This window comes from Streptomyces sp. TLI_105, from assembly GCF_900105415.1.
GTDB lineage: Bacteria > Actinomycetota > Actinomycetes > Streptomycetales > Streptomycetaceae > Streptomyces.
In genome coordinates this window covers 1,071,958-1,083,573 of sequence record NZ_FNSM01000001.1, presented here as the reverse complement: position 1 = coordinate 1,083,573, position 11,616 = coordinate 1,071,958, and the positions used below count along the sequence as shown (strand labels likewise).

The window sequence follows — 11,616 nt, the reverse complement described above, 5'->3', positions numbered from 1 at the left end:
CCCGGCCGTCCCCGGGGCACCTGAACCCTTGACGCCCTCTAGGACGCCTGTCCTGGAGGGGCGCCCGACCGCTAGGACGCCTGTCCTGGCGACGGGGTGGGGGCTGGGGCGTGTGGTGATGGGGAACACGGATACGCGGGCGCAGATCGTCGATGCCGCGAACCGGCTTTTCTACGTGAAGGGCTTCGAGCACACGTCGTTCGCGGCGATCGCCGAGACGGTGGGCATCTCGCGGACCACGCGCGACCGCGCCCCCGTCGCCGAGTCGAACCGATCACACCACCGGCATCGAAGGAGATCCCGTGTTCGTCGTCCTGCTCCGCTTCGCCGCCCACAAGAGTCAGGCTCAGGATCACATGGCAGACCATCAGGCGTGGATCCGACAAGGTGTGAGCGACGGAGTCTTCCTGCTGGTCGGAGGCATACAGCCTGGGCAGGGCGGTGCCGTACTGGCCCACCGCACGACCCTGGCCGACCTGGAGCGGCGGCTTGCGGCCACGCCTCGTCCGGCTGCGACCGGACACGCTCGCGTAAGAGGTGGAAGCCGACTCGGCAGAACACCTGGCGCTTGAGCCTCCCGTTCGTGGACGCGGGGCAGCGGAGGCAGCCTTGGGTCCGCATGATCGGCTGGAAAACCGCCTCTTCGGAGGACTGCACCCGCTTCGTCCGGCATGACCACGCGGGCTCTGCCGTCCGGGTTGCCGGCCCCTTCCCCGCCGGGCTCGCCAGGCAGGGGCCGTGGTTCCCTCAGCGGACGGTGATCCTGTCGAGGTTGGGGCCGCCGTCGACGGTGGTGGAGGTGGCCCGGATGGTGTTGGCTCCGGCCTTGAGCGTGATCGGGAGCGAGGAGGTCGCCCACGTGTCCCAGTTCGCGGTGGGCGGGAAGGGGCGCCCGGTGGCGATCCGGATGCCGTTGACGGTGATGTCCATCGGCCGGTCGAGAGCGGCGCCATTGGCGTACCGCAGGTCGAGAGTGGCCCCGGTCGCCGCGCCCGCCTGGACCGTCCATTCGGCGTAACTTCCCGCGGCGTTGGCGAGGTTGACGAATCCGGCACCGCTGTACCCGGTGTGGTCGGCCTCCACGACTCCCTGTGAGATCCGAGCCTCCTCGGCCTGGTACACACCGGAGCTTCCGGTGACCAGTTGGTAGCCGCGCATTCCGGTGGTCAGCAGGTAGCAGTCCTGGAGTGAGCCGGAGGTGTCGCCGAGCGAGCGGTAGATTCCCCACTTGGGCCGTACCCGGTCGGCGAGGAAGGTGTCGATGCCGGTCCTGGTGACATCGATGAGCGTGGTGCCGGCGCTGCGCAGGACCCAGCGGACCGACCCCGAGGTGCCGTCCCCCACCTTGATCTGGAAGTCCACGTCCACCCACCGGTCGTGCAGGAGATCGAGGCCGGTGCTTCCCACCATGACTCCGCTGACCGGGAGTTGGAGTTCTATGGTCTGCGCTCCGGCCACCCGGCGCAGGGACTGGACCACGATCGGTGAGGATCCGGTTCCGGGCTGCTTCATCTGCATGAGGTGGGTGAAGGTGGTGGTCGCCTTCAGCGAGGACGGGATGTACATCGAGTAGGTGGTCCGCCAGGTCTCGCCGGGCAGCCACTGGAGGTGGTCGCCACCGGCCGGGGTGCGCATGCCCGTGACCTCGTGGCGTTGGCGATCCGTGGAGGTGTCACGGTCGACCATGTGCATGTTCCAGCGGAAGTTGTCGCCCTCGACGCGGATGTGCGGGGCGCCGGCCGGGTGGGAGTCGGCGCGGTCGTCCTCGACCGTCTCGAACGCGGCGAGGCCGTCGGCCGCGGCCGACGGCGACCAGCGCTGCTGCCAGCTGGAGACGCTCAGGGTGGCGGCCGAGGCGGTGGTGCGGGGCAGTCCGGCGGTGGCGGCCGCGGTGAGGGCGGCGCCCAGGACGGTGCGACGGGATGGCCTGTTCACGGGAGACTCCTTGTGGTCGGGGGCCGCGGCCGGCGCCGGCTGACGCCGTCGGACCGGCAGGCTCTCCTGAGGTGCGGGGGCATGACCGGTGACGGCCCGGGCAGCACCGAGGGGAACCTCGTCGCTGCCCGGGCCGTGCCGTGGGGTCAGCCGTGGTACGAGGCGATGATCTTCGTGAAGGCGTACGCGGACTGGCTGATGCCGCTGCAGGAGTCGCCCGCCGGGGTGCCGGAGGGGCACTGGCGGTCGCGGTTGACCGACCAGAAGGTGAAGCGCGCGAGATGGTGCGCCTTGGCGTAGTTGAGCATGGTGGTGAAGTCCGTGGTGGAGACGGTCTCGTCGCTCTCGTCGGTCTTCCCGTTCATCGAGGAGATCCCGATGTGCCGGTAGGCGGTCGCGGAGTCGTAGCCGTACGCGCTCGCCACCGTGTTCTTGAGTCCGTCGGCGGCGGCGGTGGAGACCGAGCCCATCGAGCCGCTGTGGCCGCCGAAGTCGAACGGCATGATCGTCCAGCCGTCGACCGCGAGGCCGGCCGCCGCACCCTTTCTGATCAGGTCGGTTCCCGCGGTGTCCGGGCCGGTCGTCGTGGTGCCGATGGTGACGTACTCCTTGATGCCCGGGTTGTCGGCCTTGATGATCTTGAGTGCGCCGATCTCGCGCTGGCGCGCGGTGGAACTGGCGATCTCGGTGTTCTCGATGTCGATGTCGATCGCCTTGAGGCCGTAGGCGTTGATGACCTTCTGATACGCCGCGGCCAGCGCGGTCGCCGAACTGCACTTCTCGCCGAGCTTGTTGCCGCTCCACCCGCCGAACGAGACCACCACGTCACCGCCGGCGGCCCGGATGGCGTTGATGGCGGACTGGTCGGTGCCGCCGGTCAGCGCCCGGCTGCCGTCCCACTTGGGGTTGCAGGTGCCGTCGCTGAGCATGAAGGCGAGCGTGAACTGCCTGACGCCCGTGGCGTTCATGACGTCGGTGGGCTTCTGCGGGTTTCCCCAACCCAGGTACTCGTAAGGGGCGTTGAGTCCGATCGGGTCGGCCGTCACTGCCTGGCCGACAGGCGCCACGGCAAGGCCGGAGAGGGCGAGCGAAGAGGCGGCGGCGAGCGTGAAGAGGGTGCGGGACAGGGCGTTCGGAGCCATGAGTCACCGTCCATCGAGGGGTGTTAGGAAACTTTCCTAACGTAGGAGGGAAGCAGCAGCGCCCGCTCAGGTCAAGAGGTGTGACGGCGCACCAGGTGCAGGCGACGCCTGCACCGCGGACTTCAGCGGAGTCTGGAGCGGGCCGCGTTGGCCGCGAAGGGCAAGACAGGGGTGCCGCGCCTGGCCATGACGTCCAGAAACGTCGAGGCCCTGAGAACCGTCCTCGGCGAATTCTCATCCCGCCACCCCACCTGCAGGGTGCAGATACGCGCTGTGGGATACAACGCCGAGCTGGAGCGTGGCGGGCGGCTGACGAACGTCGAGCCGGCCCATCGGGTCGGGCTCACCACCGGGCCGTCATCGACCCCGCCGTCACGGGGCGGTCCTTCGAGGTCCTGATCGACCTCACCCTTGACTCCTCCCAGGGCCTGGAGACCGGCGAGCGCTTCGAGCGGACACTGGCGCAGGCCGAGGAAGTCATCGAGCTGCGCCGGCTGTTCGGCAGCCCGACTACTTCGTGCGCGTCGCCGTCACCGACCTGACCGCTTACGAGACCTTCCTCAGCCGGCAGGTCATGACCATCCCGCGCATCAAGAACGTCACCTCGCGCTCCACGATGAAGAACGTCGAACCGGCCCCGTAGCGGTGTGCCGAGGCCGGATTCCAGGTCAGCCGACGGCCCGCATCGACACCGCCGCGGAAGTGACCGACAGATCAACAGCGCAGGAGACCCGAGGGCCATACGGTCATGGGCTCCGCATCGGGACCGATCGACGTCAGCGAAGCCGGCTGGGGCAACCGCCCCTCTCCGGTGGCGATCATCAGGCGTGGCTGGTTCGCTGGAAGTGGTGGCCTCCGTACCAAAGTCCTCCCGGGTTCCCTGAACGCCGACTCATCGAAAGGATGGGCGGACGATGGCAGCACCTCAATGGCGGAGACTGGTCGATCACATCCAGAGCGTTCCCGAGGGCGTGTACGAGACGAACGTGCCGGGGACCGGTTACGACAACCGGACACAGTTCGGAAGGCAGTTCGGCGAGGACGGCGAGCCGTGGTGCGTCATGTTCAACTGGGACATGTACGCCGACGTCGGCCTGAACCACATCGTTCCCAAGGTCAACAACGTCTCCGTCTTCACCGAATGGGCCAGGACGCGCGATCAGTGGTCCGACTACCCCTCCATCGGGGCGTGGACGAACCTGTCCCAGGGCGGCCACACCGAGGTCGTGGTCGGTTTCGACGAGACCCACGTCTACACCAAGGGCGGCAACACCGTTCCCGAGAACGCCGAAGACGCAGGCCAGGGCTACGGCGTCTACTCGCACAGTACGGAACGGCGCAGCATGAAGGTCGTAGGTTACTTCGCGCCGGAGTTCGAGGACGGCTGTCCGCCCACCGCCGACCCCGACGATCACCGGGGCGGTACGGCCGTCGCCTCATGGAGCTGGGCCGGTCCAGTACTGCCGCGTTCGGACATCGCGGTGACAGCTTCGGAGGTCGTGTTCGGCGCGCGGAACACCTCAGTGAGAATCGTCCAGGGCGCGCTCGCCAAGGAAGTGGGGCTTGACTACGCTGCGGCACCGGGTACGTTCGGGCCGCGTACGAAAGCGGGGGTGGCCGCCTTCCAGCGCAAGCTCGGCTTCACCGACGGCGACGCGGACGGTGTGTTCGGGCGCTTCTCGCTCACCGAACTGGGCCGTCGGCAGGGGGTCACGGTCCGTGGCCTGAGCTTCTTCGACCGGCCTCTCCAGCCGGACGGCGAGGTCGTAGGGCACTCCGCCATCCCCCTGTCGAGCGTCAAGTTCGATCACGTGCAGGACGGAAGCACCACGGCGGCGGCCAAGGAGGCCTGCCGCATCCTCCGCGTACCGGAGAATCATTGGGTGCCGGGCATCCTGGTCGCCGGCCGGCGCGAGTCGTCGTACCGGTTCAACGCGGTGAATGACTGGGACACCAACGCCACCGGGCCCAAGCAGAGCGACGGCCACCCACGCAACTGCTCCCGCGGAGTCATGCAGGTCATCCCGCCGACGTTCGCCTCGTTCCACCAGCCTGGTACCTCAGAGGTCATTTACGACGGTGTGGCCAACATCTGCGCAGCCATGAACTATGTGATGGCTCGATACGGCGTGTACCGCGACGGGACGAACCTCGCAGGCCGCGTCTGCCAGTTCGACCCCAACCGCGGACCGTGCGGCTACTGATCACGGTCCCCGAAGGGACGCCCATCATGTCCAAGGTCGTACATCTGTCGGAGCTGTACCCAGGTGCGCACAACGCCAGCGTCCTGGTGGTCCAAGAGGCCCTTGCCCGGGCGGTGGGACTCGACTTCAGCTCGGGCCCGGGTGTCTACGGTGAACGCACCAGAGAGGCCTACGCCAAGTGGCAGCGGCACCTCGGTTTCTCCGGCGCGGGCGCGGACGGCCTCCCGGGAATGGATTCGCTCAAGAAGCTCGGTGCCCGCTTCGGGTTCGAAGTCCGAGGCGAAGGGGGGTCGGGAAGGGTGCCCTCCCCGGTGCCCGGACATGGCGTCACCTACCGTTACGGCATCCAGAATCCGCGGTACCTAGCCGGCTACCACACCGGGGACGACTATGCCTCGGCGCGGGGAACTTCGGTGGTCGCCGTCCGCGACGGCTCCATCCAGTGGTCCAACGACAACGGCGGTGCCTACGGCCGCTGGGTCGGCCTCCAGGCCGACAACGGCCGGGTGTACGTCTATTGCCACCTCTCGCAACGGGGCGTCATCACCGGCCAGCAGATCAGGGCGGGCCAACAGCTGGGCCAGGTCGGAGCGACCGGCAACGTCACCGGCCCGCACCTCCACTTCGAGGACCACCCGCCGGGCCCCTTCGTCTATGCCCATACCCGCAAGCCGGCGTGGTGAGGCACCGGAGCCACCGTGCCGGGCCAGGACTCCAGTGATGGCCCGGCACGGAAGCCCGGCAGGCAATCCTTTCCCGCACAGGTGGGGACGACCAGGCCGGCCCCGCCCACACGCCCTTGGGCATGGGAACACCCCGGCATACGCGGGGACCACGCCAAGCGTCCAGGCAGAGGCCGGCATCGCGGCGGACAGCGGAATCGGCCCGATCGCCTGGGAGAGTTGCCGAACCACTTCTGAGTTCGTGATGCGGGAACGCCACCGCGGACGGAGGATGAAGTGGGGCGATCGGAGCAGTGTGCACGGCTGCGGGCCACCGCGCAGGAAGGACCGTCTCAGGGCGCCCATCGCCCGGCGTCATCCCACGTGCGCCGTTCAACCATCGGAGACGCCGAGATGACCGTGCTTTTCTTCGACAACGGGGCGACGCCGGTGGATGTCGGTGTGTGAAGCCGACGGCTCCCTCCGCTTCCGTCCCCGGCCCCGTGCTCTTGAGGCACCTGTGTAGGCGGCAACCAAGGACGTTCGGCTGATTCGCATGTTCGACCGCCTCCTGGCGGGCGAAATCTCAGGTCAGGCGCCTCTTTTGCAGGCTCTAGAAGAAGCCGAGCTTCTTGGGTGAGTAGCTCACCAGCAGATTATTGGCCTGCTGGTAGCGGTCTCTCGAGGAGGCCGCGACCGCGGTGCTCGCCCTGCAGGACCCCGAAGCCCGGGCCTCGCTGATCAGCGAGGCCACACTCACCGGCGACCTTCTGGTGCGCGCCGCCTCCCGGCTGCTGATCTCCACCCGGCTACGCGGTGCCGGGGACGGTGGTGGCCGAGGGTGCGGTGCCGGAACCGGAGCCTTCTCCCCTCACCTCGGGGGAGGACCGGCTGAGCGCCCTGTCGACGGAGGTGCCGAGGGCCGGGAGGCCTCCGCGGAGGGCACCTTCTTCCGGGTGGGCGGGCATTCGCCACCGGTGGTGTGCCTGGTGAACCGGGTACGGGCCGACTTGACCGGGAGATCCCCCCCGGGGAGGTCTTCCGCCACCCGACGGTCACCCCCGGCCGCCCGCCGCGCCGTGGCGCCCACCGCTCCCCCTGCCCCGTGGCTGACCAGAATGCTGCGCCGGGGGCGGGGCTGAGCGACGGCCCGGGCGGGGCTGCCGGACGGCGACGGGGACGCCGAAGGGCCCGCGGCTCCACGAGCCGCGGGCCCTCCTCCGGTGCCGGAAGCGGTGGTGCGGTGGCTACGGGGCGACCGGGAGGTCCGGCGTCATCAGCGTCGGGATGCTCCAGCGCTGCGCCGGGGTGCCGTTGCAACCCCAGATCATGAACTTCTGGCCCCAGTCGCGGTTCGCCCGCGGCAGGTCGAAGCAGGCGTCCGACTGCGGGTTGTAGATGCTGCCGTCGGCGCGCGGCAGCCACTGCTGGCCGCCCTCACCCAGACACTGCCAGAAGATCAGGTCGGTGCCGTGGACGGTCTGGTTGCCGCGGACCGCCACACACTGTCCCTTCTGGGTGAGGGTGCCGTTGGCGTTGACGCTGAACTTCTGCGGGTCGGAGCCGTTGCAGTCCCACAGCTGCGGCTGGTTGCCGTTGCCGTTGGCGCCCTGCGGCGTGTCCACACAGAAGTCGGGCGACGGGGCGTACCGGATCGGCAGGTCCGTGGTCGTCGCCGGCGGCACGTAGCCCTGGTAGACGGACAGGCCCGCGATGGCGCCCTTGAGGTAGTTGCTGGGCTTGCTGACGTACTTGTACCGGCCCAGGACCAGGGACCCGCTCGGGGCGGGGCTGGTGCTCGCCTTGTGGTACCCGCTCGAGGCCAGGGTGCCGTTCACGTACAGGCTCATGGCGCCCGTGGTGGCGTTGTACGCGGCAGTCAACTGGGTCCAGACGCCCTGCTTGAAGGTGTTGGCCGGGGTGACGGTGGAGTTGTAGTCGTACGGCCAGCCCTCGTCGTCACCGCGCGCGATGGCGAAGCGCCAGTGGCCCGAGTCGGCCCACAGCATGAACGCGCTGGCGTGGGCGGTGTCCTGGCTGACGATCACGCCGTCGGGCGCGGTCATCTTCGCCCACGTGGAGACGGTGAAGGACTGCTGGGTGTCGACGGGCTTGGCCGGGCCGGTCACGACCGACTTCGCCAGGTCGTCGAAGACCGCGACCTTGCGGGACCGGCCGTCCACGGTCTCGGTGGCGTAGGTGACGGCCGTGGCGGTGGCGTCGTTGCTGACGCCGCTGCCGTTCTTGGCCGGAATGGCCTTGGCGTCGCCCTCCAGGCGCCACTGGACCGTCGGGGCCTGGGCGTCACCGCGGACGTGGTGGCCGCCGAGGCTGTTCACCGCGCCGGCGGTGGCGCTGCCCGCCCAGGCGTGCAGGGTGCCGTCGGTGCCCACGGCCCAGAAGTCCGGGATGTCGTCGCCGGTCACGTCGCCTTCGGAACCCACCCGCGGGTAGTCCGTGCCCTTGATCCCGTAGCCGATGCGGGTCGTCGGCTGTGCCGCCAGGCCCGTGACCACCACGTACTGGTCCATCGCCCGGGGGGCGGTGGTCAGCTTGTACTGGAAGATGTCGCCGCTGGTCCGGTTCCGCGCCCACAGCGCGGGCGCGGTGTCGGTGGCGGTGCCGATGTTCAGGGCGTTGCCCGGGACCATCAGGTCCTTGTCGTCCCAGGTGCCGGACGCGTCCACCAGGGTGGGCGGGGCCAGGGTCTGGTTGGTCTTGACCGGGTAGAACCAGAGGTTGCCGGACTCCACGGCCAGCACGCCGGTGGCGTCCGTCACCTGCCGGCTGGGCGTCCGCGTGGTGCGGGCCGGGCCGGTCGGGGTGATCTGGCTGGAGTGCTGCCAGGTCCCGACGTTGTGGTAGCCGCTGCACGAAGTGGTGTACGCCGTGTCGCAGTCGGGCTTGTCGAGCGTGGCCTTCGTGCCGAGCGTGAACCGACCCGGGTCGGAGAGGGTGTTGTCGTAGACGAAGAGCTGCGCTCCGGCGAGGGCGCCGGGCGTGGCCGGCTCCTGGTGGACGAACAGGTCGTCCACGTTCCGGCCCGGGTCGAGCGAGCCGCGGTGGACGGTGCGGTAGTCCTTCCAGGTCAGGCCGGAGGAGACCTCCGGGGCCTGGAGAGCGGTGGCGCCGGTGCCGCTGGGGATCATGCTGCGGGCGGTGCCGTCGGTGGCGCGGCCGTGCGTGACGAGGTTGCCCGCGGTGTCGGGGAGCAGGATGTCGGAGCGGGCGTCGCCGGTGGTGTCACCGAAGGCGACCGCGCCGTCCTTCCACGGGACGTAGAAGGCGTACGACTGGGTCTGCGAGGAGTTGCCCGCCTCGTCCAGGACCCGGGCGTAGACGATGTTGGTGCCCCAGTGGGTGGGCTTGACGCTCAGGGAGCTGACGCTGAGCGCGCTGCCGGCCGGCGCGCACTGCTTCTGGGCACCGGTGAGCTGTGGGTCGAAGCCCCACTCGACGCAGGCCAGTCCGGAGCTGCGCAGGCCCGCGCCCGGGCTCGGGTCGGAGGCGGTGACAGGGAGGGAGCCCGTGTCGCCGAGGCGCAGCTTGGTGATCTGGCCGTTGCCGGCCGGCGGGAACTGGGTGGCCGGGTCGGTGAAGCGGCCGAACTCCAGCACCGGCGGGGTCAGGTCGACCGCGAAGTGGCACGAGGTGGTGGAGGGACCGCGCAGCAGGCCGTCGTCGCCGTGGACCGCCCAGCCGTAGTTGTGACCGTCCTCGATCGCGCCGAGCGGCACGGTGTACGTGGCGTCGGTGCCGGTGGCCACGAAGCCGGACCAGCCCGTGTGCACGGTGGCGCCCGTGTTGTGCTCCCACATGTTCAGCCACTGGGTGAGCTGGCCCTGGTTCGGGCTGGAGACCTTGGACGCGATCGTGACCGTCGGGGTGGTGATCCAACCGAACTGCTCGCCGGGCACGGCGCCGCAGGCCTGGGTGTCGCCCGCGACCACCCGGCGCGGGGCGGGAACGGTGCGCTGGTTCTCGGGGACGCGCGGCGGGAAGTCGTACTCGGCGCTGAGCACCGCGGTGTAGGCGAACCGCTTGAACGCGATCCTGTCGCCCGTGCCCTCCTGGCCGGTCAGGGCGAAGGCGAGCGGGGTGCCGGTGTCGCGGATGCCGTCGCGCAGGGCGTTGGTGACGTCGAACTCGACGGGGATGTTGGCGTAGCAGTCACCGCTGTTGCCGTTGCCGCCGACGTCCTGGTTCTGGATCCACTCACGGATCTGGTGGTTGCTCCACTTGACCGTGGAACCGAAGGCTCCGGCGCGGTAGAGGTGCACGGGGTATTTGGTGGTGCACGACCAGTCGGCGGAGACGTACTGCTCCAGACGGAGCTTCGCGTAGTTGACCGTCGCGCCCGCGTAGCCGTTCAGGTCGAACTCGTAGAGAGCGCGCTCGATGCCCTTGTCGGTCTCCCAGCCCTGGTACCCCACTCCGGGCTTGTCCCGGTCGGTGGAGCCCGTGCGGTCGTAGTTGCCCGTGTCGTACGCCTGCTGGACCCAGGCGTGGTGCGACTTGCCGCGGCTGTCCACCGACCACGAGGGGTCGACGTAGATCGGGTACGCGGTGGCGGCGCCGTCGAGCAGCTCGGCACCGGGCGCCAGGGCGATCTCACCCGCGGCGCCCTTGCCGGGACCGGAGACCTTCGCGCCGGTCACCGGGATGCGGGCCACGGTGGCTCCGGCCCCGGGGCCGTCGGCGCTGCTCGGGGCGGCCCTGCCGCCGGTGGAGTCCATCGCGCCGGGGGCATGGAGGTCGGCGTGGCGCGAGCCCTTGGCGGCGGGCTTGCGGGCCTCGCCGGCGGACCACATCAGCGGGGCCGGGGCGCGGAAGACCGTGTCCCCGCCGGCTGCGGCGGTGAGGCTGCCGTCCTTGCCCTTCGCCAGGGCCAGGCCGTCTGTGACGGTGGGGAACACCAGGTTCCGCACGGCCGGGTTGGCGGCCGCGGCCGGGGTGCGCAGGACCACGACGGTCGTGTAGCCGCCGTACTTGGTGGCGCTCACCTGGAGGTCCGTGTCCGGTGCCACGTTCTCGAAGAGCGCGTCGTTGCCCCTCAGCACGGGTTTGGGGAGCGGCCCCGGGAACGGCGAGGAGACGGCCAGCCGCTTGCCGTCCTCGGTGGTCATGGTGGCCAGCGGGCCGCTGCCGCCCCCGGAGATGACCAGGTCGGAGCTGGCGGCCCCGGGCGCGACGGTGCCGTCGGCACGGACGGCCAGGGTGTCGTCCAGGGCCTTCCAGCGGCCCTTGTCGTCCTTGGTGCGCTGCGGCAGCACGTGGCTGTCGGTACGCAGTCTGCGCTCGGGGGTGGCGACCGTCGTCGCGAACTCCGTCGTAAGCTCGGTGACCGGAACGTCCCTGCCGGTCTTCGCCGCCAGCGCCAAGGCCTTCTCGATCACCGTGCGCGCGGGGGCGTCCGACGGAGCGGCAGGCCTGCCGCCCGCGGTGGACGCCGCGGGCGCGGCCGACGGTCGCGGCTTCGTCGGAGCGTCCGGCACGGGCAACGGCGCGGCCTCCGCCACATACGGAGTCGCCAGCAGGAGAACCGCCGAAACCCCTGCGGCCAGACTGGCCGGAACTCGCCGTCTCAAGCCGGCTCTTCGTGCGTTGGACATGCGACTGCCCACTCCCCCCATACAGGTACGACCGGGGCCGTCCGGCCCCGGAGCGGGGCAC

6 protein-coding genes and 2 pseudogenes are annotated in these 11,616 nt (G+C 70.0%); 4 read left to right on the top strand and 4 right to left on the bottom strand.

The features are described 5' to 3' along the window. Nucleotides 1-118: 118 nt before the first annotated feature. Nucleotides 119-229 (top strand): annotated as a pseudogene (locus BLW86_RS04935) (TetR family transcriptional regulator); the annotation flags it as partial. Nucleotides 230-747: 518 nt separating this feature from the next. Here the strand turns inward: BLW86_RS04935 and BLW86_RS42945 are convergent. From BLW86_RS42945 to BLW86_RS04920, 3 genes and pseudogenes are all read right to left on the bottom strand, one after another. After that, entirely contained in the window at nucleotides 748-1,158 is a 411-nt protein-coding gene (locus tag BLW86_RS42945; protein ID WP_256341643.1) for a carbohydrate-binding protein, read from the bottom strand. Then, nucleotides 1,138-1,935: pseudogene (locus BLW86_RS04925) on the bottom strand (Tat pathway signal sequence domain protein); the annotation flags it as partial. The gene BLW86_RS42945 and the pseudogene BLW86_RS04925, both read right to left, overlap by 21 nt. A 146-nt stretch (nucleotides 1,936-2,081) precedes the next feature. Beyond that, on the bottom strand, nucleotides 2,082-3,077 hold the full coding sequence (locus tag BLW86_RS04920) for a chitinase (RefSeq protein ID WP_107466049.1): 996 nt from the start codon (nucleotides 3,075-3,077) through the stop codon (nucleotides 2,082-2,084). A gap of 517 nt (nucleotides 3,078-3,594) precedes the next feature. Here BLW86_RS04920 and BLW86_RS42940 point away from each other — a divergent pair. The 3 genes from BLW86_RS42940 (at nucleotide 3,595) to BLW86_RS04905 (ending at nucleotide 5,964) form a co-directional block, all read left to right on the top strand. After that, the gene (locus tag BLW86_RS42940) at nucleotides 3,595-3,720 is read left to right on the top strand and encodes a hypothetical protein (protein ID WP_256341218.1); all 126 of its coding nucleotides are present in this window, start codon (nucleotides 3,595-3,597) and stop codon (nucleotides 3,718-3,720) included. A gap of 418 nt (nucleotides 3,721-4,138) precedes the next feature. Then, a complete protein-coding gene (locus BLW86_RS04910) occupies nucleotides 4,139-5,281 on the top strand; it encodes a peptidoglycan-binding protein (RefSeq protein WP_143060224.1) in 1,143 nt (380 codons plus the stop codon). 26 nt (nucleotides 5,282-5,307) lie between these two features. Then, on the top strand, nucleotides 5,308-5,964 hold the full coding sequence (locus tag BLW86_RS04905; protein ID WP_093872868.1) for a M23 family metallopeptidase: 657 nt from the start codon (nucleotides 5,308-5,310) through the stop codon (nucleotides 5,962-5,964). Nucleotides 5,965-7,190: 1,226 nt separating this feature from the next. Here BLW86_RS04905 and BLW86_RS04895 read toward each other — a convergent pair. Then, the gene (locus tag BLW86_RS04895) at nucleotides 7,191-11,438 is read right to left on the bottom strand and encodes a ricin-type beta-trefoil lectin domain protein (RefSeq protein ID WP_093872866.1); all 4,248 of its coding nucleotides are present in this window, start codon (nucleotides 11,436-11,438) and stop codon (nucleotides 7,191-7,193) included. Nucleotides 11,439-11,616 lie beyond the last annotated feature (178 nt).

Excerpts from the sequence above, each read along its gene's own strand:
- BLW86_RS04905 (WP_093872868.1), top strand. The coding sequence starts at position 5,308 with ATGTCCAAGGTCGTACATCTGTCGGAGCTGTACCCAGGTGCGCACAAC.
- BLW86_RS42945 (WP_256341643.1), bottom strand. The coding sequence starts at position 1,158 with ATGCGCGGCTACCAACTGGTCACCGGAAGCTCCGGTGTGTACCAGGCC.
- BLW86_RS04920 (WP_107466049.1), bottom strand. The coding sequence starts at position 3,077 with ATGGCTCCGAACGCCCTGTCCCGCACCCTCTTCACGCTCGCCGCCGCC.
- BLW86_RS04910 (WP_143060224.1), top strand. The coding sequence starts at position 4,139 with ATGTTCAACTGGGACATGTACGCCGACGTCGGCCTGAACCACATCGTT.